Genomic DNA, 23,841 nt, shown 5'->3' with positions numbered 1-23,841 from the left:
CCGGCGTCTCCGGGTGCCCTCTATTCCCGGAGCCAGTCGGGGATGTCCAGCGGATCATCCTCGTCCGAGCGGAAGACGGTCTCCGATCGGTCGGAGTAACGGGAGCGCGCGCCCGGCCCGGACGGACCGGCGGAAGGCGACCCCACGCCGGCGGCGATGACGGTGACACGTACCTCCTGGCCGACCGACTCGTCGGACGTGGCCCCGAAGATGATCTGGGCGTCGGACTCGGCGTGCTCCTGAACGGCCATGGCCGCCTCGCTCACCTCCGCCAGGGTCATGTCGGGCGGGCCGCAGATCGAGAGCAGGACGCCCTTGGCCCCGTCCATCGTGGTTTCGAGCAGGGGGCTGGACATCGCCTGCTGGGCTGCCTGCAGCGCCCGGCTCTCGCCCGATGCCCGTCCGATGCCGAGCACGGCAGCACCTGCTCCGCCGAGAACCGTCTTGACATCCGCGAAGTCCACGTTGATGAGGCCCGGCGTGGTGATTATCTGGGCGATGCCGTTCACCCCGTCCGTTAACACCTGGTCGGCCATCGCGAAGGCCTCCATCATCGTGGTGGAGCGATCGGCCTCCTCGAGCAGGTTGTCGTTCGGGATGACGATCATGGCGTCAACCGCCTCCCTGAGCGCGGCGATGCCCTGCTCGGCCAGCTTGGAACGGCGATGGCCCTCGAACCCGAAGGGCCTGGTGACGACCGCGACGGTCAACGCATCGAGGTCGCGGGCGATGTCGGCCACCACGGGAGCAGCGCCCGTTCCGGTCCCCCCGCCCTCGCCGGCGGTCACGAATACGAGATCCGAGCCGGCCAGCGCCTCCTCGATCTGTTCCCTGTTGTCCTCGGCGGCGGTCTTCCCCACCGACGGGTCCGCGCCGGCGCCGAGTCCCTTCGTGAGCTCGCCACCGATGTTGAGCTTCACATCGGCGTCCGACATGAGCAGCGCCTGGGCGTCCGTGTTCACGGCTATGAACTCCACTCCCCGGATTCCGGCCTCGATCATCCGGTTGACGGCGTTCGTACCGCCGCCACCTACCCCGACCACCTTGATGACAGCCACGTAGCTACGGAGGGGGCTTTCGTTGATAACGGTCATTGGGTGCGTCGTTCCTTCCATTCACCGCTTCGGCATTGGCAGTCCGCTCCGGACGGACCCAATCCTACAGGCAAAGTTTCGCGTTCTAGTGGAGACTCGGAAGCATACGCCATCCGATTCCTTAAGGTTCTAGATAAATCTCTGCTTCTAGTTGAGATTTAAGGTATTCGAGTCCGGGCAGGGTATTACCGACCGACTTCCAGGGCCGGACTGCAGGACGGCTCGGGGCTGTGACATCGATGAGGCCGACCGGGGCGGTGTCGAGGATCGTGAGTAGCGAGGTCGCCTTCGCCGCCATGTCGCTCGGCAGGCCGAGCCGGGCTATCCGATTACCCACCCAGACCCAGAGTTCGCCATCGCTGGCCTCGAAGAGGCTCCGCTCGGCCAGGTGACCGGGCAGGGCTGCGATGAAGTCCAGCGCTCCGCTCACCTCCGGGGCTTCGATCCTGACGCCCAGGCCGGGGTCATCGGTGACCACCCGTATCTGCGGGAGCCTGGTGGTGGGCGTGGACGCATATGCGAGCACCACTCCATCGTCGGCCAGAACGCCCCACCTGTCCCCCAAGTCGATCCAGGCGGTGTCCACCCGCTCTCGCAACACCACTTCGACGCGGGTGGGGAACACGAGCTTCACGGAGGCGGCTGCGATCCTGGGGTCCTCCATGAGGTCCGATTCCACCGTGGATGCCCGGATGGTGACCAGCGGCCTGCCTTCGACCACCCCGCTCCGGTGGAGTATCTCCTCGACCGGCACCCGCACCGCGCCGCTGACTGCCACTTCCTCGACACTCATGAACGGGGACACCAGGAACCACGCCACACCACCGGCACAGGCCATGATTACCAGCATCCAGATGGACCTCCGGATGCGAGCCCGAGCCTGCTGTTCGGCGACCTCCTGGCGCCGACGTTTGATGCGGGGCTCGATGGTCAATCCCGGTTTCCTCTAGGCCTTGCCCCATCCTGCGGAAACCCGATGAACCTCACCTCCGGTTCCAGCAGGATTCCCGTCCTGTCGAGTACCAGTTGCCTCACGTCCCGGACCAGGCCGAATACATCCTGCGCCGTGCCCCCCGGATCCACGACGAAGAAGTTGGCGTGCTTCGGCGAGACATGTGCGCCACCACGGCGCATTCCCTTCAGCCCCAGCGCGTCGATGATCCGGCCGGCGCTGTCACCCGGTGGGTTGCGGAACACGCTACCGGCGTTGAGGGTTCCGCCGGGCTGATGATCGCGCCGCCAACGGATCGCCTGCCGCATCAGCGCCGCGATCCGCTCCCGATCCCCGTCACGCACCGAGAAGGAAGCATCCAGCACGACTTCATCGGGGCCCAGATTGCTGGTCCGGTAGCCAAGCCCGAGCCCGCCGGCCTCCCGTTCGATCACCGACCCCGAACCGGCATCCAGGATCGACGCCGACCTGATCACGTCAACGGTCTCCACGCCGAAGAATCCGGCGTTCATGCGAACCGCCCCTCCCACCGAACCGGGAATGCCGACGTAGAACTCCAGCCCGGCCAGGGACTCGTCCGCCATCCGCCGAGCCAGCACGGGCAGGCTGACGGCCGCACCCGCCCTGACGATCCGCGCCTCCCGATCCACCGCCACCTGCCTGAACCCTGCGCCCAGCCGGATCACCAGACCGGGGAATCCCTCGTCGGACACCACCAGGTTGCTTCCCCGTCCCATGACGACCATCTCGATCCCGCGCGCCCGGGCCGCGAGCGACACCGACCGCAACTCCTCCACCGAACCGGGATCGCAGAACCAGCGGGCCGGCCCGCCCAGCTTGTACGTGGTGAGCCGGGACAGCTCCACCTCCGCCCGGACACGGCCTCCGGCGACGAGTCCATCCCAGCCCTCCATCAGCGCGCCGCCAGCCGGTCGACCAGGCGGTCCGGCAGCGTGGTGATGTCACCGGCGCCCAACGTGAGGACCAAATCATGCGGCCGGACCTCCCCGGCGACCAGATCCGCCGCCTCCTCCAGGCCAGGGACGTAGCTCACGGCCCGGTGCCGGTCATCGACCGAGTCGGCCACCAACTCGCCGGTGACTCCCGGCCGGGGCGCCTCACGGGCCCCGTAGATGTCGGTCACCACCACCCGGTCCGCCCCGGCGAGCGCTTCCCCGAACTCGGAAGCCAACGCCGCCGTCCTCGAGTAGAGATGGGGTTGGAACACCACCCAGAGCCGGTTCCGATCCACCGGGGCAAGGGCCTGGATGTCTGCCTTCACCTCGGCGGGATGGTGGGCGTAGCTGTCGATGATGGTCACCCCGCCCACCGTGGCCCGATGTTCGAGCCGGCGGCGCACCCCCTCGAAGCGCGGCAGGCTCTCGATGGCAGCTGCCAGGTCATAGTCGAGCTCGGACAGCAGAGCGAGCACGCCACAGGCGTTGCGGGCGGTATGCAGGCCGGGCCTGCCCACCGTCACCGATCCGGGAGGGAACCGGCCGCCGAGCCGGAAGGACACGGACCCGGGACCGGGCTCGACATCCGAGATCCTCCAGACCGCATCGGGGGACGTGCCGTACCCGGGCCGCCCGGTCCGCTCAGCCAGGCGTCGTCCGCCCGGGTCGTCCACCCCTACCACCACGGGACCGTCGACTCGGTCGACTACATCCCGGAAGGCATCCTCCAGGTGCTCCTGCGTCCCGAAGTGGTCCAGGTGGTCGGAGTCGACATTGGTGACCACAAGCCCGGCCAGGACCAGATGGGCGAAGGTTCCGAACGCCTCGTCGGCCTCGAGAATCAGGAGGTCCGCCTCGCCGAGGTGGGCGTTGTCACCGGAACCCCCCAGGTCACCGCCCACGATGAAGGACGCGTCTATCCCCAGGGCTCTCGTCGCTGTCACCGCCAGGGCCGTGGAGGTGGTCTTGCCGTGCGTGCCGGTGAAACCGAGGGTCGGAATCCGACCGGTCATCTCGTGGAGCAGGCGCGGACGATCCCACACCGTGACCCCGGCCTCTCCCGCTGCCACCAACTCCGGGTCCGTAACGGGAACGGCCGATGAGGCCACTACCAGGTGGCACTCCGCCATCCGGTCGGGACGGCTCCCGACCCAGGTCTCCACGCGGTGCTCGTCCAACCCTTCGAGGCCGGCACCCCCGACCAGGTCGGATCCCGACACGACGTGACCCATGGCCGACAGCAACTTGGCGAGCGGGCCGATCCCGGCGCCGCCCGCCCCCACTAGGTGGACTCGTATGACCTCATCGAGCCGCGACATCCGCGCCATCCATCATCATGGTGGCAATGGTGGCAGCAGCACCCGGCCTGGCTGCGTCAATTGCGGCCCGGCGCATCCGGTCACGCCGCTCGGGGTCGGCCAGCAAGTCCTCCAGAATCCCGCCCACCGAACCCAACTCGGCATCGTCCACCAGCACCGCGGCGCCGGCTTCGACCATGGATCGGGCGTTGGCGAGCTGGTGGCGACCGGCGAACGAACCGGGTACGAGGACGCTGGGGGTGCCGGTGACGGCCGCCTCCATCACGCCTCCCCCGGCCCGGGCGATCACCACGTCCGAGACGCCGTAGAAGAGGTCCATCCGGTCCTCGAAGCCCAGCACCCGCCTCGTCACCGAGGGCGAGTCCCCGGCGGTGGATACCTGATCCTGGTTCCGCGCGCCCGCGAGGTGAACGATCTGGATGGGTTCCCCCTTCCAGTTCGCGGACAGGGCGGTGACCGCTTCGTTGATGGAGCCGGCGCCGAGGCTCCCTCCCATCACCCCGACCGTGTCCACGCCGGAAACCAGTCCGTAGCGCGCCAGCGCCTCGGCCCGGACGGAAGCCTTGTCGAGCGTGGTGAGCGCTGACCTCAGCGGGTATCCGACCACCTCCCCGGCCAATCCTCTCGTGTCGGGAAACGAGACCAGGGATCGGTCTGCCCAGCGGCCGGCGAGGCGATTCGCCAGCCCGGCCCCGGCGTTCTGCTCGTGGACGTAGAGCGGCACACCGGTTCGCCGGGCCGCAATGGCGACCGGCACCGTGACGTAGCTTCCCATGCACAGCACGGCCCCCACCTTGCGGTCCCCGAGCTCCCTCGCCACGGTCCGGGCAGCCTCCCACACGAGCCGCGGGATGCGGAGGTTGCGGAGCGACATGCGCCGCTCCAGGCCGTGTATACGTACCCGCAGCAGGGGGTAACCCGCCTTCGGGACCAGGTCCACCTCCATCCGGTCCCCTCCGATGAACAGCACGTTCTCCCGGCCGACTCCCGCGGCGACCAGCTGCTCGGCCACCGCCAGGCCCGGAAAGATGTGCCCACCGGTGCCCGCCGCGGCGATGGCGAACGTCACCGTTTTCGCCGTTCCTGCACCGGATCGGGTACGTGAGGGGCGTTGCGCGCCACGTTCACCAGGATCCCGACCCCGGCCATGGCCACCAGCATCGCGCTGCCGCCGACCGACACCAGGGGCAGGGCCAGGCCGGTGACGGGAATGGCGCCCACCGCACCCCCCACGTTGACCAGCGACTGCACCCCGAGCCAGGCGGTGATGCCGCTGGCGAGGAGTCGGGCGAACATGTCGCTGGTCCGGTAGGCCACCCAGACGCCGACCAGTGACAGGCCGGCCAGGGCCACCAGCAGGGCTGTCGCCCCGATGAAACCGGTCTCCTCACCGATGATGGTGAAGATGAAGTCGGTGTAGGGATTGGGCAGGTATGACCAGCGGGACCGGGAGGCGCCCAACCCGACACCCAGCCAGTGGCCGCTTCCGAGGGCGATGAGGCTCTGGATCATCTGGAAACAGGCGTCGCTCGGGTCGGACAGCGGGTCCAGGAAGCACAGGAATCGCTGGCGGCGGTATTGGAGCGAGTACGTGGCGTACCCGATCACCGCCAGTCCCGTGGCTCCGATGCCGGCGATGTACCGGAACGGCACCCCGGCCGCGATCATCATGACCCCGGCCGCGCCCGCCACGATGATGGCGGTCCCCAGGTCGGGCTGCCAGACGATCAGGGCACAGGTACCGCCCACCGCGAACACCATCGGACCCATCCACTGGCTCGCCTCGTCGAGGCGATCTCTTCGCCGGGCGAGAACGGCGGCCAGGAACACGATCACGGCCAGCTTGGAGAACTCGGAGACCTGGACGGTCAGGTCGCCGAACTCCAGCCACCGGTTGGCGCCTCCCCTCCTCACGCCGACCATCAGGGTCACCACGAGGCCTGAGAACGAGAGGCCCAGGGCATACGGGGCGATCCGCCGGTACCAGTTGTAGGGGACCATGGCCATGATCACCATGGCGCAGACCCCGACGGCCACCCACTGCGCCTGCCGCCTGAAGACCGCCAAGCGATCCGACTCCTGGATGATCCCGGACGCCGATGAGGCCGACAGGGTGGCTCCCAGCCCGATCACCAGCAAACAGGCGGCCAGTACCAGGACGAACACCACCACCCTGGTTCGGGACAGAGCGATCTCGTCCCGGCGGCGCGCCCAGGCGCGGAGGTCCGCGATCGACGACAGCCGGTTGCTCATTCAGCCACCCCCGCGGATGCCGGCGCCCGCCGGTCCCGCCCGGCGCGGACCCGACCCAGGTACTCGTCTACGTGCTGGATGAAGACGTTCCCCCGGTGCTCGTAGCAGGTGAACATGTCGAAACCGGTGGTGCCCGGCGAGAGCAGGACGGTATCCCCGGCCCGGGCCTGGTCGGAGGCCATCCGGACCGCCTCCTCCATGGATCCGGCCAGGGCGGTGGGCAGATCCGCGGCCATCTCCACCAGGTCGGGACCGCACTCCCCGATCGCCACCATGTAGCGGACGTTGGGCGCCCGGACGAGCGGGGAGAGGTCCAGGCCCTTCCGCACTCCGCCTGCGATGAGCACCACCGACGGATAGGAGCGGATGGCCGCCATGGCCGCGTGCGGGTTGGTGGCCTTGGAGTCGTCCACCCATGTCACGTCGCCGAGCGAGCCCACCACTGTCCGCCGGTGGTGCCGGTGGCGGAAGCGGGACGCCACCCTGGCCACCGCCGCCGGGTCGGCGCCCAGTTCGACGGCGGCCACGGCCGAGGCTGCCAGGTTCACCCGGAAGGAGTAGTCGAGGTCGGGAATCTCCCGGATCGGCGCCGGGCCGCCGGGAAGCATCAGGCCACCGGCGGCGAACCCGAACGGCCCTTCGGGACCCGGGCCGGGCTCCGCACCGGTCACCGGCGCCTTGCGGCCGGGCGCCCCCAACGCATGGGCGACCGCGCCCGCATCCCCGATGTCGTACACCAGGAGGTCCTCGTCGGTGAGATGGCGGGAGATGCGGCCCTTGGCCAGCCGGTACGCGACCAGCGATCGGTGCCAGTCCACATGGTCGTCCGCCACGTTCATGAACACCGAGACCCGCGGCGCCAGGGAGTAGGTGTACTCGAGCTGGAAGCTGGAGATCTCGAGGACCGCCACCTCGCAGGTTCCAGGTAGGACATCGCTGATCGGGACTCCTATGTTGCCGGCCGCCACCGCCCGGATGCCCGACGCGGCCAGCATCTCGGTGGTCTGGCGGCACACGGTCGTCTTGCCGTTGGTGCCGGTGATGGCGATCACCGGACAGTCGAGATGCCGCACGGCCAACTCGACCTCGCTCCAGATCGGTATCCCCGCCGCGCGGACATCCGTCAGCGGCGCCAGATGAGGCATGAACCCGGGGCTGGCCACCACCAGCGAGACGCCCGCCAGCATGGAGGGGTCCCACTCCCCGGTGGCAATCTCCACGCCCGGTGGAGCGTCATCGAGAGCGTCGGCGCGCCGGTCGTAGACGCGGTGCCCCATCCCGAGCCGAGTCAGCAGGCGCGACGCGGCCTGCCCCGAGATGCCCGCACCCAACACCAGCGTGCGCATCAGGAACCTCCCACCGGTCCCACGGCGAGGAAGTCCCCGTAGAAGATCCCCAGGCCGAGGGCCACGCCGATGGCGGCGACTATCCAGAATCGGGTGATGATGGTGGTCTCCGGCCAGTCCTTCATCTCGAAGTGATGGTGGATGGGCGCCATCCGGAACACCCGCCGTCCCCCGAACCACCGGAACCCCGCCACCTGGATGATCACCGATAGGGCTTCGATCACGAACAGGCCGCCCAGGATCACGAGGAGCAGGTGGGTATTCGTCAGCAACGCTATGGCCGTGATCCCGCCCCCGAGGGCCTGGGACCCGACATCCCCCATGATTATCCGGGCGGGACAGGCGTTCCACCAGAGAAATCCGAGGGAGGCGCCCATGATTGCGGACGCCACGGTCGCCAGACCCAGGCTCCCCTCCACGTTGTAGATCTCGGGGTGCCGGAATATCCAGAAGGCGATGATCATGTACGAAGCCGCTACCAGCGCCACCGATCCGGATGCCAGCCCGTCCAGGCCGTCGGTGAAGTTGACCGCGTTGGCGAAGCCGGTGAGCAGCAGGAGAACCCAGATGGCAAACGCCGCCGCTCCCAGATCGAGGGCCGTGGGCCGGGTGAAGGCGAGGGCCGTGGAGGCCCCGCTTGCCACCGCACCCCACGTGAAGAGCCCGGCCACCGCCAGCTGCCCGATCAGCTTGGCCGTGATGCCCAGACCCTTGTTGCGGAACCTGGAGAGCTTCTGGTAGTCGTCGATGAAGCCGACCACGCCCATGCCGACGATGGCGCCGATCACGAGCAGTCCGGAGGTTTCGAAGCCGGTATTGACCAAATCGACTCCCCGGTCGTCGAACCGGACCCGGAACTGCGACACCGCATAGCCGCACAGGATGGCGGCGATGATGACGATGCCGCCCATCGTGGGCGTGCCCGACTTGTGCATGTGGCCTTCCAGCTCCTGCTGGATGAACTGGCCGATGTTCAGCGCCCGGAACAGGCGGATTGCGTAGGCGGTGCCGAAGATGGCCACCCCGAAGGCCACCGTGCCGGCGGTGAGCATGGCGATCATCGGAAGCCGCCCGTGAGACCGTCCGCAAGCATGACCGCTATCCCGACCGGACCGCTAGCCAGGAAGCAGCGACTTCCCGGTCATCGAACGGAACCACCCGCGCACCGAAGTCCTGGTACGTCTCGTGGCCCTTACCCAGGATCAGCACCACGTCGCCGGGAGAGGCATGGTCGATCGCCAGCCGGATGGCCACGTGCCGGTCCACCTCCGCCAGCACGCGGGCCCGACCGTCCCGGGTTCCCGCCACCACCTGCTCGACCAGCGAGGCAGGATCCTCGCTACGAGGATTGTCGGAGGTGATCACGGCCAGGTCGGCCCGGGCCGCAGCCGCGCCCAGCAGGGGGCGCTTCGTGGCGTCCCGATCTCCGGCGCCCCCGACCACCACGATCACCGAACCGCTGCTGTGGGCGCGGGCGGTTCGTACCACGGACTCGACCGCCTCGGGGCTGTGGGCATAGTCGACCAGCACCTGGAAGGGCTGACCCATGTCCACCGGATCGAGCCGGCCCCTGACGCCGGCCATGGCGGCAAGACCTGCTCTGATAGGGCCGAAGCCGATACCCACCTGGTGGGCGCACGCCGCCGCCAGGGCCGCGTTGTGGATGTTGTGAAGACCTCCGGGACGCACCTTCAGCGCCACCTCCCGACCTCCGATCCCGCAGCGGAAGCGGGCTCGGGACAGGTCCGGGTCAGGAGAGTTGATCGACACATCGTGGCCGGGCCCGCGGCCGACCGTGACCACGGGCCGGGTAGCCGAGCCGGCCAGACGCTGCCCGGCGGCGGTGGTCACATCGATGACGTGAACCGCGGCGCGCCCGTCGAACAGGCGGGCTTTGGCCCGGTAGTAGTCCTCCATGTCTCCGTGGAAGTCGAGATGGTCCTGGGACAGGTTTGTGAACGCGGCAACCCTGAAAATGGTCCCCTCGACCCGGCTGAGGGCCAGGGCATGCGAGGACACCTCCATCGCCACCGTGGAGACCCCGCTGTTCACCATTCTTCGAAAGAGACGTTGCAAGTCGGCGCCCTCCGGTGTCGTGTGCGAGAGGACCTCGTCGACCCCCTCCACCGTAACCCCCAGCGTTCCTATCCTCCCGAACGATCGACCCGCGGCGCGGGCGATCGCCTCCAGCATCACCGTAACCGTGGTCTTGCCGTTGGTGCCGGTCACGCCGATGATCTCCAAGCCGCGGGAGGGCTCACCATGCACCATGGAGGCGGCCACGCCGAGCACCCGGCGGGTATCGGGGACGCGGATCTGGGGAATCGCGACCGGCGGTATCCAATCCTGCACCAGGGCGGCGGCCGCTCCCCGCCGGGTTGCATCCTCCACGAATCGGTGCCCGTCCACGACCCGGCCGGGGACCGCCACGAACAGGAACCCGGGGCCGGCCCTGCGGCTGTCGTGGGTCACGTCATCGATCAGGATCGATCGGTCGCCCCTCAGGTCACCGCCGATGCGGGCTGCCAGGTCGGCAAGCGTGAGCCGGTCATCAGGCATCCGGTCGCACTCCCATCTGGTGGAGAGACGCCTCCATGATCCGGGAGAAGGCCGGAGCGGCCACCGCGCCGCCGGTCCGTTCGGCAACGGTCGAACCCACTTGAGGCGAGTCGACCACGACCACTATCACCAGGCGCGGGTCGTCGACCGGCGCCATCCCAACGAAGCTGGAGACGTAGTCGGCGGTATACGCCCCGACGTCGAAGTCGAACCTCCGCGTGGTACCGGTCTTCCCGGCCACCGTGTACCCGGGCACGGCCGCATTGGTACCGGTGCCGCTGTCCACCACGGACTTGAGCAGGAGGCGCACCGTCCGGGCCGTGTCCTCCGTTATCACCCTGGTCCCGGGTGCCGGCTCGGTCTCCTGCAGGCCGTCTCCATCCGCCCAACCGATCATCAGGCGGGGTCCCAGGCGTACGCCCCCGTTGGCGATGGTGCTGTAGACCGAGGCCATCTGCAGGGCGGTGACCGAGAGCGAATACCCGATGGAGGCGGACGCCGGGCAGGTCGGGCAGCCGTGCGGGAGGTTGACGGCTCCACCGGCTTCGCCCGGGTAGTCGATGCCTGTGACCTGTCCGTACCCGAACGCCTCCAGGTACGACCGCAGGTTGTCCACGCCGAGATCACGGCCGATCTTCACCATGCATACGTTCGAGGACAGGCGGACGCAGTCCCTGACCGTCATCACCATCGGTTCATGGGGGCTGAAATCCCGGTAGCAGCCGAACTCCTGCTCACCATCGCCGTCACAGGTGCCCTCGACCACCTCGAACTCATCCTGCACCAGGTACTGGGTGTCCCAGGCCACCACTCCCTCATTGAGGGCGGCCGCCACCGTCACCGCCTTCTGGGTGGAGCCGGGCTCGTAGACGGAACGGATGGCCATGTTGACGAGCCGGCCCGACTCGATATCGTCCTGGGTCCTGGTGGTGGGGTCGAACGCCGGCGCCACCGCCATGGCCAGCACCTCGAAGGTGGCGGGGTCCATGGCCACTGCGATACACCGCTCGGCCTGGGCAACCGCCAACGTCTCCACGCACTCCCGGTAGGCCATGAACTGGATCTCCCGGTCGATCGCCAGAACCAGGTCGGCGCCCGCCACGGCGGGCTCTATCTCGGTACGGCCCTGCGGGATCAGCTGCCCTCTCGCCGCCCGTTCGGCGAGCACCCGTCCGGGAATGCCCGTCAGCAGGTCGTCGTACTCGGCTTCGACACCCTCGATGCCCTCCGAGTCTATGTTGACGAACCCCACCACATGGGCAGCGAGCGGTCCGTAGGGGTATACCCGCTTGGGCTCGGGCAGGAGGTGGATCCCCGGGAGCTCGAGATCCTCCACCTGGGCTGCGGTGTCGGTATCGACCTGGCGGGCGAGGAACTGGAAGGTGGTGTCCGAGTACAGCTTGTCCCGGAGCGCGTGGATGTCGATGTCGAGAAGCTTGCTCAATACGGAGGCCGTGCCCGCCGGGTCGTCGATCTGGCGCGGGTCCGCATAGATGGAGCGGGACTGGGAAGTGATGGCCAGCTCCCGATTCTGCCGGTCGAAGATGGTGCCCCGTACCGCCGCGGTCTCCTCGACCCGGATGAGTTGCCGGTCGGCAGCCTCCCGGTACACGGCCGCGTCCACGACTTGAACCTGGTACAGCTGGTAGCCGATGAACACCCAGCAACCGACGAAGATGAGAGCTATCGACAACAAGCGCACGTCGGTCGACTGCTTGACGAGCCTCCGCGGCTTGTTGGTCGCCATCGGCTCAGCCTTCGCCGATCCGGGTCGAGCCTCCGCTGTCTTCGATCGGAGCAGTCTCTGCCGCGGACACCGGGATCACGTCTTCGGGCAGCACCATTCCGAGCATTCTCTCTGCGATCGGCACGATCTCCCACGGAGACTGGAGCGCTCTCTTCTCCTCCTCCAGGTGCGCCTTACGTTCCAGCTCCACCTGTATCTGCGCCTGCGTATTGCTGATGTCGTACATCACCTCGTCGACCGCGGTCCGCAGGAAGATGAACGCCAGGAACGCCGCCACCGCCACCACCGTGTAGATCACCCAGGTGAGCGGGCGCCACCACGTCGCTCCTCCCCCGGACAGGACCCGGAGACCCGCCGGAGCGGGTGCGGCGACCGGATGCCGGCGTGCGGTCACGCCACCTTCTCCACAGCGCGGAGACGGGCGCTCCGGGCCCTCGGATTGCGGAGCACCTCTGCCTCACCGGGCTTGACGGCTCGGCGCGCTAGAGCCGTCAACTCGACCGGCGGGGCGACAGGAAGCACCGGGCCGGGTTCCCGGCCCTCCCCCCGCCGGAACCGGCGCTTGACGATCCGATCCTCGAGCGAGTGATAGGCAATCGCCACGCATCTACCCCCCGGGCGGAGTGCTTCGATACCGGAGTCCAGCCCTGCTGACAGTGCGCCCAACTCCTCGTTCACGGCCATCCGCACCGCCTGGAAGGTCCGGCGCGCCGGATGCCCGCCCGATCGCCGGGTGGCCGCGGGGATGGCCCGCCGGACCACCTCCGCCAGCCGGGCGGTCGTCTCGATGGGCCGATGCGCGACGATCGCTCCGGCGATACGCCTGGCGAAACGCTCCTCTCCCAGCGAGCGGATGATCCTCCCGAGCTCGGCCGGAGAGGCCTGGTTGACGATCTCATGGGCTGTGCGAGCGGCATCCGGACCCATTCGCATGTCGAGCGGACCCTCATGGCGGTACGAGAAGCCACGCCTGCCCTCGTCGAGTTGATGGCTCGAGACACCGAGATCGAGCAGGACTCCGGCTATCTCGTCCAGACCCTGGCTCGCCAGGATCCGGTCCAGTTGTCCGAAGTTGCCCACTACGAGCCTGAGCCGGCCGTGCTCAAACATGCGGTCGACGGCGGCAGGATCGCGATCGATGCCGAGAATGCTGACCGAGTCGTCGAGCCTGGCGAGAAGAGCAGCCGTGTGACCTCCTCCGCCGAGGGTCGCATCGACGATCACCCCATCCTTTATGGGCGAGAACAAGCTCACAACCTCCTCCAGCATCACGGGTACATGGAACGGCCTACCGCTCACCGGCTTCTTTCCTGGTTCCTGACCCATTGCCAGCCCTCCGATGCTTTCTTACCTAAGGGACTGCGGGCGGAGTAGGGACAATCCAATGGGTGTCCGGAGGGCTGGCAATGAGCAGGTCATCGTGCCGGTGGGGGTTGTCTCGTGTCAGTCGTCGATCTGTGGTGATTCCTCCTGTCCTCCGGAATAGGCCGCCATGGCCGATGGCTGGTAGCGGGCCCACGCCTCCGCGGCCCAAATCTCGGCGTACTCGCCCGCGCCTACGAAGATCACATCCTGCGAGAGCCCGGCATACTCGCGCAACCGCATCGAGAGCTGTACCCGACCGGCCGAATCCAGGTCGGGCCGGGTGGCGCCCGAGAAGAAGGCCCTGACCTCTGCCCGACCCGCGGCACTGGCCTCGTCGAGCTCCCCGAGTGCTCTCTTTCTCTTCTGCCACACCTCCCACGGAAACACGTACAGGCAGCGGTCTCGACCCCTGGTCACGTAGAAGTCGCCGTCGAGCAAATCGCGGTATTCGGCCGGGAGCACCACGCGACCCTTGCCGTCGACCTTCCGCGACAACTCGCCTAGAAACTCCTGGCGTCGTTCCTTCATCGCTCCGCTCGTAGTACCGTCCGCTGTCGATCAGGGGAACTGGGATCCGAAGTCTACCACTTCCTCCCACTCGACGACACTATTCTTACACAAATTGACACCAGCCGGAAATCGGTGGGTCATGCACGTCCGGATCGGCCGGGCGTACCGCCCGGCCGGCGTGGAGAAGGTGCCCGGGAAGGGCCGAAGCCCGGCGGGCTAGGATGAGAACCGGTGTCAAGATACGCGGAACGGCAACGGTCGCTCCGGCCTGGCACCACCCGAGAGAACCGGCCGGCTAATCCCCTGAGGACCCCATGGCGACCTCACAGATCGAGCAACAGGTGATGTTGCGTCTCAATTCGGCCGAGGTTCGCTATACCAAGGGACGGCGTCTCCTCGTCCAGGCCTTGCAGCAATCCGACGGCCCACGCTCGGCCCGGGATCTGCACGGGGACCTGGAGGAAGCGGTGCCCATGTCCTCCATATACCGCACCTTGACGACCATGTCCGACCTCGGCATCCTGGTCCCCCACCATGGCAGGGGCGGGAACATCCGCTACGAACTGGCGGAGTGGCTGATGGGGCATCACCACCACCTGATATGCAGGTCATGTGGAACCATCGACGACATCGAGTTGACCGAGCACACCGAGTCGATAATCGACTCGCTGGTGTCGGCGGCGACCGAGGAGAAGGGATTCACGGCCGCCGGCCATTCCTTCGAGATCGATGGCGTTTGCGCCTCCTGCGCCGGGTCCGGTTAGCAACACCGGATAGCCGGGGCGGGCGTTCCGAGCCGCCCTCCCGGACACGTCCCGCGGGCCCGAAAGCAGCCCCGCCGGCTTGGTATGGTTACCCCGAGCTGAAGAGGTATCCGGTTGGCAGAGCGAGCACTGGTTCTGAACGCAACTTACGAGCCGCTCTCCATCGTGAGCGCCCGGCGCGCCATAGTGCTGGTACTGCGCTCCAAGGCGGACACCGTGGCCGCAACCAACCTGGTATGGAGGAGCGCGGACCACAAGTTCGAGGTCCCCTCCGTGGTCCGGCTGCGCGACTACGTGAAGGTCCCCTACCACCGCCGCGTCCCGCTCACGAGGACTGCGGTCTTTGCCCGGGACCACCACCGGTGCCAGTACTGCCGCTCGCCCGCCGAGAGCCTCGATCACGTGGTGCCCAAGGCCCGGGGCGGCAAGCATACGTGGGAGAACGTGGTGGCCTGCTGCCGGCGCTGCAATGTCCGGAAGGGAAGCCGGCTGCCCGAGCAGGCCGGCCTCAAGCTAACCCGGACCCCGGTCACACCCAGCTACCAGGGATGGCTGTACGCCGCCCTGAGCAAGTCCAGGGACCCGCAGTGGGTCCCTTACCTCCTGGCCGAGCCGGCCTGACGGCGCCGGAGACGGTCGGCGCCCGTGATAACCTTGCCGACCTCTTGAGATCGAGGTAACCGACATGCCCGCAGCAACATCCGCGATGCTCGCGCTGGGAACCCCGGCGCCCGGCTTCGACCTTCCGGACACGGTGAGCGGCGACCGGCTCAGCCTCCATGACGTTGCCGGTAGCAAGGCGCTGGTGGTCATGTTCATCTGTAACCACTGCCCGTACGTGGTCCACATCCAGCAGGGTCTCGCCGAGTTCGGCCGGGACTACGCCGAAGCCGACGTGGCCATCGTCGGTATCAGCGCCAACGACGCCGAGAACTATCCGGACGACGCGCCCGACCTGCTCGGGAGGGTGGCGCGCCGGCGCGGCTACCGGTTCCCGGTGCTGTATGACGAGACCCAGGAAGTGGCCAAGAGCTACACGGCGACCTGCACTCCGGACTTCTTCCTCTTCGGCCCGGAGCGGACCCTCGTCTATCGAGGACAGTTCGACCGATCACGGCCGGGGTCGGGTGTACCGGTTACCGGGGAGGACTTGCGAGCCGCCCTTGACGCCGTCCTCGAGGAGCGGCAGTTAACCGAGAAGCAGTATCCCTCCATGGGGTGCTCCATCAAATGGAAGCCGGGCAACGAACCTAGTTTCTAGTTGTTAGTTGTTCTTCTCTGATACTAAGAACTAGAAACAAGCAACTACCAACTATAAACGGCGCAGGGCTCGGCGCCACCGGAGGAACTCCTCCACCTCCCTCTCCGTCGGGATGGCATCGGGCCGGCCGTAGGCGGTCAGCATGCGCCAGTCGAGGTAACCGGGCTCGGGCCGGGGCACGAACGGAGCCTTCCTGAACCAGCCGGGAGCGGCCGTCGCCGCCGCCAACCGGACCGCTTCCCACGCAAGCGACGGATGGTGGACCGCCACCCTGACGAATATGGTGCCCATTCGCCCGGCCACGTAGCTGCCAGGCACGACTCTCAGATCCCGACAGCCTCGTCGAGTTGGTCCTGGACGGATTGAAGGCTCTTCCCGACGTGGTGCAGGAACTGGTCTCGATTCAGCTCGAACAGGGTCTCGTCCCGGTCGACCTTGCGGGTCAGCTCTTCCAACTCCATGAAGAAGGACAGCTGACCTTCCTGGAGGAGATCCAGCAAGTTGTCGGTCTCAACGGAAAAGACGGTTGCACCGTCGGTCACGAGCTTCACGTCTCTCGGATCAACCCCCTGGCGCTGCAGGTAGTTCCAAGCCCGCCCGATCCGCTGGAGCGACAGACCGTTGGCCTTGAGCGTGACCACCACCCGCAGCATCACCAGGTCCCGGAACGAGTACTTCCTCCGCTTCCCCGGACGACCCTCCGTGCCCTGGATGGAGGGCTGCACCAGGCGCAACTTGTCCCAGTATCGAAGTTGGGATGGGGTGGCTCCGGTCAGTCTCGAGGCATCCTCGGAATTGAAGCCTTCTTGCAACAACTTATCTCCCTGGGATCTCCGGGGCACCAGTGCTACCGGAGTCTCTTAAGCCGTGTCGTACCGTGCCCGCAACCTGGCAGAGGCAACTGCGATGTCAAGCTCAATTGGTCGAAGCCTCCGCCGCGAGGGGTCCGCGAATCCTAACCTGTACGAGCGCTCAGCGCCCAAATGGCCAGCGGGAGTTTCGGCCATTCGGCAGAAAATCCCGCATCGGCTGACCCGGCACCCGGGTCGTTAGCCGGAGGATGCGGATCAGAGTCGCCGTCGACAGCAGCAGGACGCAGAACCCCCCCACCGCAAGCACGGTGTTGAAGGAAAAGGTGACGAGTAGGACCAGCGAGCCGATCACGACTCCGGCAACCGCTACGCGTAGATACCACTGGGGAATGCGGTTCAACGAGGAAGTGCGTTTGGTGAACTCCGGGTCTTCGGCTTGAAACTGGCGCTCGATCTCGTCGAGGATCTGCTGCTCCCGCTCATTCAATGGCATCGAAGCTGCTCCGGTCCGTGTCCATCGCTATGCAGTATACGCAAGCCCGGAGCACTGCGTAGCCCGCAGTCCGACCCGTGCTGCAACGATGTTCAGGGACCACGAAGTCGCGAGCATGTCGCAAAGCGTGGAGGACTCACGCGCCGTGTTCACACCGTATTCACAGGGTGAACCTCCTGGTGCGCGGAGGCCCGGAGCGGATCGGACAGTACGCTGGATGGATGGTATCGGTTGTGCATCTGGTCAGGCACGGCGAGGTCGACAACCCTGACCAGGTCGTGTACGCCGACCTGGCCGGATTCGGATTGAGCGAAGGGGGGCGGCGCCAGGCCACCTGGGCAGGTACTCATCTGGCAGCGCATCCGATCGGCGCCGTCTACGCGTCGCCGCTGGCTCGGGCCCGCGAGACGGCGCAGGTCATCGCCCTCCCGCACAGGCTCGAGCCGCTCGTGCTGCCGGAGGTGACCGAGTGGGCGTTGATGAGCAGGTGGGCCGGCCTGCCCTGGGCGGATCTGGACATCCATTTCCCCGGGGAGCTAGGCGCCTACCTGAACGACCCCGTTGGGCTGGACTTCGCTCCCGAGTCGGTTACGGAACTGGCCCTTCGGGTCGGGAGAGCGGTCGACCACCTGGCCGATCGCCACTCCGGGCAAGAGGTCGTGGTGGTGTCCCATCAGGATCCGATCCAGGCAGCCCGGCTGCAGCTGACCAAGCAGCACCTGGGCCGGCTCCATCAGGACAAGCCTCGCCATTGCGAGGTGATCAGCCTGTCACGATCCGCAGGATGGCGCCAAGCCTCTCGAGTAGCTCCTGATTGTTAGACCACGTCTCCGGTGCGGAGTTGCTCGATCAGGGCGGTGTCCGTCTCGAACGCCAACTCGGGCAGGTCATCCAGCGCGAACCAGCCGATGTCGGAGGCGTCCGACCCGGCGACCGCCTCCCCGTCGGTGGTGGTACCCGCGAACCAAATGCACACGCTCACCTTGGCCGGATCGTGGAAGTTGGTGGCCACGAACACCGGGGGGCCTATCGTCGCGACCAGACCGGTCTCCTCGAGAAGCTCCCGCGCGGCGGCATCGCGCACGTCCTCGCCGTAGTCCACGTAGCCGGCCGGAATCGACCAGCGCCCGGACCGGGTGGCGCCCGGCCCGCGCTCGACCAGAAGCACCCGGCCGGCATGGTCCCGCAGGAGCACCGCGGCCGCCAGCTGCGGGGCCCGGAATTCGATGCGGCCACAGTCCGGGCACACCCCTCGCTCCCGGCCGTACATCTCGGCCCGGTCGAGCTCGCCCCCGCAAGCAGGGCAGAAGACGGCCTCTCCGGGCCACTCGCCCTCGTAATCCGCTACCACGCCGGTCATCGTACCGGTCGGCTTCTGTTCGAGGAGGCGGTGCGCCAGAATGGGACCATGCCGTATAGGGTGCCGCTGGCCGCGGTTCTCGTCCTGCTGAGCGGGCTGCTCTGGGCCGCACAGGTCCTGTTCGGAACGTCACCCTGGAAAGCCGGCGCCGCCTCGCTGGTGACCATCGGGCTCGTGATCGAGGCCGCGGTGCTCGTGGTGGCCATGCTCCTGTCGCCAGGACGATGGGTCCGCATCGCGCTCACCGTGGTCGGAGCCGGCTGGGCGCTGACGGCCCTCCTGACGCCGATCAGCATCCTCTGGGGTCTGGCGCTGTCGACCGGCGCGGCGGGAGCCGGGCTGGCGTGGACACGGTCGCTCGACGAGTGGTTCCATCCGGTGAAGCCGGACCGGGTACCGACGGTGGCCACGGTCCTGGCGCTCGGCCTGGTGTGGATACCCGGCATAACCGGCCGGTTGGGAGCGCCCGAGGTCACGGTCGGCGGCTGGGTCCTGGTGGGGTTCGGGCTGGTGGCGGGATGGGCCTACGCCCGGGCCCTCAACGGATCCCTCTGGGTGGTCCGGCTGGGCGTCCTGCCGCTGGGCGTCCTCGCCTCGCTCGGACTGGTCCCCTGGGCGGCGGCGTTGCTGGTAGCGGCTTCAGCGGTGCTCACCTACCTGGCGTGGACGCCGGACGCCCGCATGGCCACCGAGCCTCCGCAGCCACGACGGGGCAAGTCCGTATCGATCCTGCCCGAAGTGACCCCGCCGGGGCTCATGGAGGCGGCCGGCTACAGCCGATCGGGCCGGCCCCTGGACGAGCCCGACTGAGGATGGTCCGCCTGCGCTACACCTTCGCGGTGCCGGTCGGGCTGGCCGCGCTGATCGGAGGTTTCATCGGCGGGACCGTCGCCCGTGTGGGATGCCTCGATAGCTCATGCGACACCCTGTCCGTCCTGCTGGTCGCAGCGGTGTCAGCGCTCGTGGCCGCCACCGGGGTCGGGATCGTGGTGGTTCTGGCCGACCGATCCCTGAGGGAATGGAGGTCGGAAAGCCGGGATACACCCGGCGGTGACCTCTCTGCCCCCCAGGATGCCCGGGAGACGGAAGCCGTCGACCGGCCCGGTGCCGAGCGCGGCCGGCGAGGATCCCTGTGGGACATGACTCTGGTGGGGCTGGTGGTCGGAGCCGGCGCGACCTTCGTGCTGGGCGCGGTGGCGCTCGGCGTGGGCGCCTTGATGGGGCGTATCCCCCTCGTCCTCTGGCTGCTCCTCGCCCTGGCCGCGGTGTCGCTGGTGGGCACCGTGGGCCTGGCGATCACCCTCATCGCCCTGCGCGCCCGCCGCAGTCAGTAGTTTTCTAGCCCGGTCCGAAGATGAGCACCACGTTGTGCCCGCCGAACCCGAACGAGTTGGTCATGGCGTACGCCACCTCCGCCTCGCGCGGCTCGTTGGGAACGTAGTCGAGGTCACAGTCGGGATCGGGCGTGGTGTAGTTGATGGTGGGCGGGATGATCCCTTGGTTGATCGCCTGGATACAGAAGATCGACTCCACGGCGCCGGCGCCGCCCATCAGGTGTCCGGTCATCGACTTGGTGGAGGAGACCGGGACGGCCCGGGCCGCCTTCTCACCCAAAGCCAGCTTGATCGCTTGGGTCTCGGTGACGTCGTTGGCCTTGGTCGAGGTGCCGTGGGCGTTGATGTAGTCCAGTTGCTCCGGCTCCATTCCGGCCGAGGCGAGGGCAGCCTCCATCGCCCGCGCCGCCCCTTCCCCGCCCGGACGGGGCAGGGTCACGTGATGGGCATCGGACGTCATCCCGTACCCGATCACCTCGGCATGGATCCGAGCACCCCTGGCAAGTGCGCGTTCACGATCCTCGAGTATCACGCACACACCGCCCTCCGACATGACGAAGCCGTCCCGATCCGCATCGAACGGGCGGGAGGCGCCGGTCGGATCCTCGTTACGGGTGCTGAGCGCCTTGCTGCTGTTGAATGACCCGATGCCGAATTCGCAGATGGTGGCCTCGGCTCCGCCTGCCAGCATGACATCGGCGGCGCCCCGCCGGATCAGCTCGGCGGCGTCGCCGATGGCGTTGGCCGATGCCGCGCACGCCGTCACCACGCAGGTCACCGGCCCGCGCATGTTGAAGCGGATGGAAGCCAACCCGGCCGCCTCGTTGGGGATGATCATCGTGACCGCCAGCGGGCTGATCCGGGAAGCCCCCCGGTCCAGCATCACCTTGATGTGGTTGTCGAAGGACAGCATCCCCCCGAGGCCGGATCCGACCACCACCCCGGCCCGGTGGGAGTCCGAACTATCGGCCACGAAGTCGAGGTCTGAATCGTCCATGGCCTGCTGGGCAGCGCATATGAAGAGCTGTGCCGAGCGGTCGAGCCGGCGGGCCTCCCTCCTGGGGATGACGAGTTCCGGATCCCAGCCCCGGACCTCACCGGCGAATTTGGTCTGGACGCCGGAAGGATCGAACTGGGTGATAGGACCGATCCCGGACTCGCCGGCCAGGGCCGCCTTCCAGGTGTCTTCGACCGTGTGACCGAGCGGCGTGATGGCGCCCATACCGGTCACCACCACCCTCCGGGCCTCCGCGCGCATGGACGACCCCCGAATAACCCTCTTACGAGGAGAGCTTGGCGACCACCAGATCGACCGCCTCGCCCACCGCCGTTATGTTCTCGGCCTCCTCGTCGGGAATCTTGACGCCGAACTCGTCCTCGAGGGCCATCAGTAGCTCGACCACTCCCAGCGAATCCACCTCGAGGTCCTCCTCGAAAGTCGCCGCGTCCGTGATCTTGTCGGCATCGAGGCCTAACTCGTCAACGAGCAGATCCCGCATCTTGGCCTGAACTTGCGAGCGATCCATGTTGCTTGTCTCCTTGATGTGATTGCGTTGCGGGGTCCCGACTCAGAGGACGAGACCGCCGTCGACGACCAGAACTTGGCCGGTTATGTACGAAGCGCCGTCCGAGACCAGAAACGCCACGGCCGAAGCTATCTCCTCGGCCCGGCCGATCCTGCGGAGGCTGGTCGTAGAGCGTACCTGCTCCAGGAACGAGTCCGGCAGACCGGACGTCAGTTCGGTAAGCACAAAGCCCGGCGCGACCGCGTTTACCGTAACCCCTCTGGAACCGACCTCCCTGGAGAGGGACTTGGAGAAGGCGATCACCCCCGCCTTTGAGGCGGCGTAGTTGGTCTGGCCCGGATTGCCGACCAGGCCGGACACGGAGGCGATCGACACGATCCTCCCCCACCTCTCCCTCAGCATTCCCCGCAGCACCGCCTTGCTGCACAGGTAGACGGACTTCAGGTTTATCTCCAGCAGCCGGTCCCAGGCGGCCTCCTCCATACGCAGCAGCAGGTTGTCGTCCGTGGTACCGGCGTTGTTGACCAGGACGGTCGGACGGCCGAACCTGTCCTCCACTTCCGACAACAGCCTGGTCACGTCGTCCGCCCGGCTCACATCCGCGCGGAAGGCGGCTGCCGAGCCCCCCGCTTCTCCGATGCTCTCCACCACCTCGTCGGCCGGCCCGGGCCGGCTCCGGTAGTTGACCGCCACCGTGTAGCCCTGGCCGGCCAGGGATAGAGAGATGGCCCGCCCGATCCCTCGGGAGCCACCGGTCACCAAGGCCAGCCTGCTCATTCGAGCTCAAGCCTCCCGAAGGACTCGAAGTTGGCCGCCAGCAAGTCCCACACCGACTCCTCGGTACCGGGAAGCTCATCATCGACCTCGCTGACGGGCGTGACCCGCTCGCCGAACCGCACCGCGGCTGCCGCCCACGTGAGACCCCCACCGAAGGCCGCGAACACCAGGTTGGCGCGGGGAGGAACCCGCCTGGCCTCGATGGCCTCGGTCAGCGCGATCGGGATGGTGGCGGCGCTGGTGTTCCCGTAGGCATGGATGTTGAGGAAGACCCGGGCGGGATCCAGCCTGAGCCGCCGCGACGTGGCGTCGATGATCCGCTGGTTCGCCTGATGGGGAATGAGGAGGTCGATGTCGTCGAGATCCCATCCGGCCTCGTGTACCACCGCCTCCGAAGCATCCGCCATGGCGGTCACGGCCCGCCGGAACACGTCCGATCCCTGCATCACGATCCGGGGAGGTGTGACGGCGGAGCCGGGCTGGACGGTGCCGTCCCCGTTAACGGACAGGAGATCGGCCATGTTTCCGTCCACCCCCAACTCGGAGCCGAACACTCCGGCCTCGGTATCGGTCGGCTGGAGGACGACCGCTCCCGCCCCGTCACCGAACAGGATGCAGGTGGCGCGGTCCGTGTAGTCGAGCACCCAGCTGAGCCGTTCCACGCCGACCAGCACCACCGTGTCGGCGACCCCGGCCCGAACCAGGGCGTCGGCGGTCACGTAGGCGTATACGAACCCCGAACAGTTGGCGTTGAGGTCCATGGCGCCGGCGTTGACCGCTCCCAGCTTGGCCTGAACGTAGGAAGCGGAGGCGGGAATGATCGACTCGGGGGTACAGGTCGCATTGATGACGAGATCGATGCTCTCCATCTCGACGCCGGCCGCGGCGATGGCGCGGCGAGCGGCCAACTCGGCCATGTCGCTGGCGGCCACGTGGGAGATGCGGCGCTCCTTGATGCCGCTGCGAGAGGTGATCCACTCGTCGCTGGTGTCGACCAGCCGCTCGAGGTCGGCGTTGCTGAGGACGGTCGGAGGAAGGGCCTTACCCCAACCGGTGATCTCGGCGTACCTCATCCATCCCTCTTCTCATGGCGGCCGACCTGGTTCGCCGGCAGGCATCGATACGACAGGGAAGCCCCTTCTTCGGATGGATGGGCAGACCGGCAAGGCCTCGCGCAGGCAACTCTAGTGGTCTGTCTGTGAAGTGGCGGTGTGGTATGGCGTCGGCAGCGGTGTTCCTCGCAAGGCCCGCTGACGAAGGCGTTCCCGCAGCGGTACGTTGAGGAAGCGGAACGCAGCGACGGGGCACCGGTGGCCGCCAGAGCACGCCTGGCTGTTTCGCAGGCAGACCACTTTCGCGTCTGTCTGTGGAATGGCGGTGTGGTATGGCGTCGGCAGCGGTGTTCCTCGCAAG

General features: G+C 67.5%; 27 protein-coding genes. 6 read left to right on the top strand and 21 right to left on the bottom strand.

Annotated features, from left to right (window positions below; all coding sequences use genetic code 11):
* Positions 1-20: 20 nt before the first annotated feature.
* The 13 genes from ftsZ to OXK16_16535 form a co-directional block, all read right to left on the bottom strand.
* A complete protein-coding gene (gene ftsZ, locus OXK16_16595) occupies positions 21-1,094 on the bottom strand; it encodes a cell division protein FtsZ (protein MDE0377560.1) in 1,074 nt (357 codons plus the stop codon).
* Between the two features lie 121 nt (positions 1,095-1,215).
* Positions 1,216-2,028 carry an FtsQ-type POTRA domain-containing protein gene (locus tag OXK16_16590; protein ID MDE0377559.1) on the bottom strand — a complete coding sequence of 271 codons (813 nt, stop codon included), beginning with the start codon at positions 2,026-2,028 and terminating at the stop codon, positions 1,216-1,218.
* On the bottom strand, positions 2,025-2,960 hold the full coding sequence (murB, locus tag OXK16_16585; protein ID MDE0377558.1) for a UDP-N-acetylmuramate dehydrogenase: 936 nt from the start codon (positions 2,958-2,960) through the stop codon (positions 2,025-2,027). The genes OXK16_16590 and murB overlap by 4 nt, the downstream gene beginning before the upstream one ends.
* Complete coding sequence (murC, locus tag OXK16_16580; protein MDE0377557.1) at positions 2,960-4,321, bottom strand: UDP-N-acetylmuramate--L-alanine ligase; 1,362 nt, start codon at positions 4,319-4,321, stop codon at positions 2,960-2,962. Before murC ends, murB begins: the two co-directional genes overlap by 1 nt.
* Positions 4,305-5,390: a UDP-N-acetylglucosamine--N-acetylmuramyl-(pentapeptide) pyrophosphoryl-undecaprenol N-acetylglucosamine transferase gene (locus OXK16_16575; protein ID MDE0377556.1), complete on the bottom strand. Its 1,086-nt coding sequence runs from the start codon at positions 5,388-5,390 to the stop codon at positions 4,305-4,307. The genes murC and OXK16_16575 overlap by 17 nt, the downstream gene beginning before the upstream one ends.
* Complete coding sequence (locus OXK16_16570; protein ID MDE0377555.1) at positions 5,387-6,574, bottom strand: putative peptidoglycan glycosyltransferase FtsW; 1,188 nt, start codon at positions 6,572-6,574, stop codon at positions 5,387-5,389. The genes OXK16_16575 and OXK16_16570 overlap by 4 nt, the downstream gene beginning before the upstream one ends.
* Positions 6,571-7,920 (bottom strand): UDP-N-acetylmuramoyl-L-alanine--D-glutamate ligase, encoded by a 1,350-nt coding sequence (gene murD, locus OXK16_16565; GenBank protein MDE0377554.1) that lies wholly within the window; start codon positions 7,918-7,920, stop codon positions 6,571-6,573. The genes OXK16_16570 and murD overlap by 4 nt, the downstream gene beginning before the upstream one ends.
* Positions 7,920-8,981, bottom strand: a complete 1,062-nt coding sequence (mraY, locus tag OXK16_16560; GenBank protein MDE0377553.1) for a phospho-N-acetylmuramoyl-pentapeptide-transferase — start codon at positions 8,979-8,981, stop codon at positions 7,920-7,922. Before mraY ends, murD begins: the two co-directional genes overlap by 1 nt.
* A 37-nt stretch (positions 8,982-9,018) precedes the next feature.
* Positions 9,019-10,479, bottom strand: a complete 1,461-nt coding sequence (locus OXK16_16555) for a UDP-N-acetylmuramoyl-L-alanyl-D-glutamate--2,6-diaminopimelate ligase (protein MDE0377552.1) — start codon at positions 10,477-10,479, stop codon at positions 9,019-9,021.
* Positions 10,472-12,226, bottom strand: a complete 1,755-nt coding sequence (locus OXK16_16550) for a penicillin-binding protein 2 (protein MDE0377551.1) — start codon at positions 12,224-12,226, stop codon at positions 10,472-10,474. The genes OXK16_16555 and OXK16_16550 overlap by 8 nt, the downstream gene beginning before the upstream one ends.
* Positions 12,227-12,230: 4 nt before the next feature.
* Positions 12,231-12,620 carry a hypothetical protein gene (locus tag OXK16_16545; GenBank protein ID MDE0377550.1) on the bottom strand — a complete coding sequence of 130 codons (390 nt, stop codon included), beginning with the start codon at positions 12,618-12,620 and terminating at the stop codon, positions 12,231-12,233.
* Positions 12,617-13,525: a 16S rRNA (cytosine(1402)-N(4))-methyltransferase RsmH gene (gene rsmH, locus OXK16_16540; GenBank protein MDE0377549.1), complete on the bottom strand. Its 909-nt coding sequence runs from the start codon at positions 13,523-13,525 to the stop codon at positions 12,617-12,619. The genes OXK16_16545 and rsmH overlap by 4 nt, the downstream gene beginning before the upstream one ends.
* Positions 13,526-13,669: 144 nt before the next feature.
* Positions 13,670-14,119 (bottom strand): cell division/cell wall cluster transcriptional repressor MraZ, encoded by a 450-nt coding sequence (locus OXK16_16535; GenBank protein MDE0377548.1) that lies wholly within the window; start codon positions 14,117-14,119, stop codon positions 13,670-13,672.
* A gap of 296 nt (positions 14,120-14,415) precedes the next feature.
* Between OXK16_16535 and OXK16_16530 the strand changes: the two genes are divergently transcribed.
* The 3 genes from OXK16_16530 (at position 14,416) to OXK16_16520 (ending at position 16,126) form a co-directional block, all read left to right on the top strand.
* Positions 14,416-14,865, top strand: coding sequence for a Fur family transcriptional regulator (locus OXK16_16530; GenBank protein MDE0377547.1), 450 nt, complete (start codon positions 14,416-14,418; stop codon positions 14,863-14,865).
* A 114-nt stretch (positions 14,866-14,979) separates the two neighbouring features.
* The gene (locus OXK16_16525) at positions 14,980-15,486 is read left to right on the top strand and encodes an HNH endonuclease (GenBank protein ID MDE0377546.1); all 507 of its coding nucleotides are present in this window, start codon (positions 14,980-14,982) and stop codon (positions 15,484-15,486) included.
* Between the two features lie 64 nt (positions 15,487-15,550).
* Positions 15,551-16,126, top strand: coding sequence for a thioredoxin family protein (locus OXK16_16520; GenBank protein MDE0377545.1), 576 nt, complete (start codon positions 15,551-15,553; stop codon positions 16,124-16,126).
* A 51-nt stretch (positions 16,127-16,177) separates the two neighbouring features.
* Here the strand turns inward: OXK16_16520 and OXK16_16515 are convergent, their stop codons facing one another.
* The 3 genes from OXK16_16515 to OXK16_16505 all read right to left on the bottom strand — a co-directional run bounded on the left by OXK16_16515 (position 16,178) and on the right by OXK16_16505 (position 17,431).
* Positions 16,178-16,444 (bottom strand): hypothetical protein, encoded by a 267-nt coding sequence (locus OXK16_16515; protein MDE0377544.1) that lies wholly within the window; start codon positions 16,442-16,444, stop codon positions 16,178-16,180.
* A 5-nt stretch (positions 16,445-16,449) separates the two neighbouring features.
* Positions 16,450-16,938 (bottom strand): MerR family transcriptional regulator, encoded by a 489-nt coding sequence (locus OXK16_16510; GenBank protein MDE0377543.1) that lies wholly within the window; start codon positions 16,936-16,938, stop codon positions 16,450-16,452.
* 160 nt (positions 16,939-17,098) lie between these two features.
* The gene (locus OXK16_16505; protein MDE0377542.1) at positions 17,099-17,431 is read right to left on the bottom strand and encodes a DUF3040 domain-containing protein; all 333 of its coding nucleotides are present in this window, start codon (positions 17,429-17,431) and stop codon (positions 17,099-17,101) included.
* Between the two features lie 221 nt (positions 17,432-17,652).
* Between OXK16_16505 and OXK16_16500 the strand changes: the two genes are divergently transcribed.
* Positions 17,653-18,252 (top strand): histidine phosphatase family protein, encoded by a 600-nt coding sequence (locus tag OXK16_16500; protein MDE0377541.1) that lies wholly within the window; start codon positions 17,653-17,655, stop codon positions 18,250-18,252.
* Here OXK16_16500 and OXK16_16495 read toward each other — a convergent pair.
* Entirely contained in the window at positions 18,249-18,791 is a 543-nt protein-coding gene (locus OXK16_16495; protein MDE0377540.1) for an NUDIX hydrolase, read from the bottom strand. The two genes, OXK16_16500 and OXK16_16495, sit on opposite strands and share 4 nt — an antisense overlap.
* Positions 18,792-18,839: 48 nt before the next feature.
* Between OXK16_16495 and OXK16_16490 the strand changes: the two genes are divergently transcribed.
* Both OXK16_16490 and OXK16_16485 read left to right on the top strand, forming a co-directional pair.
* A complete protein-coding gene (locus tag OXK16_16490) occupies positions 18,840-19,601 on the top strand; it encodes a hypothetical protein (GenBank protein ID MDE0377539.1) in 762 nt (253 codons plus the stop codon).
* A 2-nt stretch (positions 19,602-19,603) separates the two neighbouring features.
* Entirely contained in the window at positions 19,604-20,125 is a 522-nt protein-coding gene (locus OXK16_16485; protein MDE0377538.1) for a hypothetical protein, read from the top strand.
* A 4-nt stretch (positions 20,126-20,129) separates the two neighbouring features.
* Here the strand turns inward: OXK16_16485 and fabF are convergent, their stop codons facing one another.
* From fabF to OXK16_16465, 4 genes are read right to left on the bottom strand one after another with little or no spacing between them, the layout of a single operon-like run.
* The gene (gene fabF / locus OXK16_16480; GenBank protein ID MDE0377537.1) at positions 20,130-21,383 is read right to left on the bottom strand and encodes a beta-ketoacyl-ACP synthase II; all 1,254 of its coding nucleotides are present in this window, start codon (positions 21,381-21,383) and stop codon (positions 20,130-20,132) included.
* 22 nt (positions 21,384-21,405) lie between these two features.
* Complete coding sequence (acpP, locus tag OXK16_16475; GenBank protein ID MDE0377536.1) at positions 21,406-21,651, bottom strand: acyl carrier protein; 246 nt, start codon at positions 21,649-21,651, stop codon at positions 21,406-21,408.
* A gap of 42 nt (positions 21,652-21,693) precedes the next feature.
* Positions 21,694-22,428, bottom strand: a complete 735-nt coding sequence (fabG, locus tag OXK16_16470; GenBank protein MDE0377535.1) for a 3-oxoacyl-[acyl-carrier-protein] reductase — start codon at positions 22,426-22,428, stop codon at positions 21,694-21,696.
* The gene (locus OXK16_16465; GenBank protein MDE0377534.1) at positions 22,425-23,501 is read right to left on the bottom strand and encodes a ketoacyl-ACP synthase III; all 1,077 of its coding nucleotides are present in this window, start codon (positions 23,499-23,501) and stop codon (positions 22,425-22,427) included. The genes fabG and OXK16_16465 overlap by 4 nt, the downstream gene beginning before the upstream one ends.
* Positions 23,502-23,841: the final 340 nt, after the last annotated feature.

It is taken from the genome of bacterium (assembly GCA_028821235.1).
GTDB lineage: Bacteria > Actinomycetota > Acidimicrobiia > Spongiisociales > Spongiisociaceae > Spongiisocius.
This window is presented reverse-complemented; position numbering and strand designations above follow the sequence as displayed.

Coding starts and splice junctions, on each gene's coding strand:
- ftsZ (MDE0377560.1), bottom strand. CDS start 1,094: ATGACCGTTATCAACGAAAGCCCCCTCCGTAGCTACGTGGCTGTCATC.
- murB (MDE0377558.1), bottom strand. CDS start 2,960: ATGGAGGGCTGGGATGGACTCGTCGCCGGAGGCCGTGTCCGGGCGGAG.
- murC (MDE0377557.1), bottom strand. CDS start 4,321: ATGTCGCGGCTCGATGAGGTCATACGAGTCCACCTAGTGGGGGCGGGC.
- OXK16_16570 (MDE0377555.1), bottom strand. CDS start 6,574: ATGAGCAACCGGCTGTCGTCGATCGCGGACCTCCGCGCCTGGGCGCGC.
- murD (MDE0377554.1), bottom strand. CDS start 7,920: ATGCGCACGCTGGTGTTGGGTGCGGGCATCTCGGGGCAGGCCGCGTCG.
- mraY (MDE0377553.1), bottom strand. CDS start 8,981: ATGATCGCCATGCTCACCGCCGGCACGGTGGCCTTCGGGGTGGCCATC.
- OXK16_16555 (MDE0377552.1), bottom strand. CDS start 10,479: ATGCCTGATGACCGGCTCACGCTTGCCGACCTGGCAGCCCGCATCGGC.
- OXK16_16550 (MDE0377551.1), bottom strand. CDS start 12,226: ATGGCGACCAACAAGCCGCGGAGGCTCGTCAAGCAGTCGACCGACGTG.
- OXK16_16535 (MDE0377548.1), bottom strand. CDS start 14,119: ATGAAGGAACGACGCCAGGAGTTTCTAGGCGAGTTGTCGCGGAAGGTC.
- OXK16_16530 (MDE0377547.1), top strand. CDS start 14,416: ATGGCGACCTCACAGATCGAGCAACAGGTGATGTTGCGTCTCAATTCG.
- OXK16_16520 (MDE0377545.1), top strand. CDS start 15,551: ATGCCCGCAGCAACATCCGCGATGCTCGCGCTGGGAACCCCGGCGCCC.
- OXK16_16505 (MDE0377542.1), bottom strand. CDS start 17,431: ATGCCATTGAATGAGCGGGAGCAGCAGATCCTCGACGAGATCGAGCGC.
- OXK16_16500 (MDE0377541.1), top strand. CDS start 17,653: ATGGTATCGGTTGTGCATCTGGTCAGGCACGGCGAGGTCGACAACCCT.
- OXK16_16495 (MDE0377540.1), bottom strand. CDS start 18,791: ATGACCGGCGTGGTAGCGGATTACGAGGGCGAGTGGCCCGGAGAGGCC.
- OXK16_16490 (MDE0377539.1), top strand. CDS start 18,840: ATGCCGTATAGGGTGCCGCTGGCCGCGGTTCTCGTCCTGCTGAGCGGG.
- OXK16_16485 (MDE0377538.1), top strand. CDS start 19,604: ATGGTCCGCCTGCGCTACACCTTCGCGGTGCCGGTCGGGCTGGCCGCG.
- fabF (MDE0377537.1), bottom strand. CDS start 21,383: ATGCGCGCGGAGGCCCGGAGGGTGGTGGTGACCGGTATGGGCGCCATC.
- acpP (MDE0377536.1), bottom strand. CDS start 21,651: ATGGATCGCTCGCAAGTTCAGGCCAAGATGCGGGATCTGCTCGTTGAC.
- fabG (MDE0377535.1), bottom strand. CDS start 22,428: ATGAGCAGGCTGGCCTTGGTGACCGGTGGCTCCCGAGGGATCGGGCGG.
- OXK16_16465 (MDE0377534.1), bottom strand. CDS start 23,501: ATGAGGTACGCCGAGATCACCGGTTGGGGTAAGGCCCTTCCTCCGACC.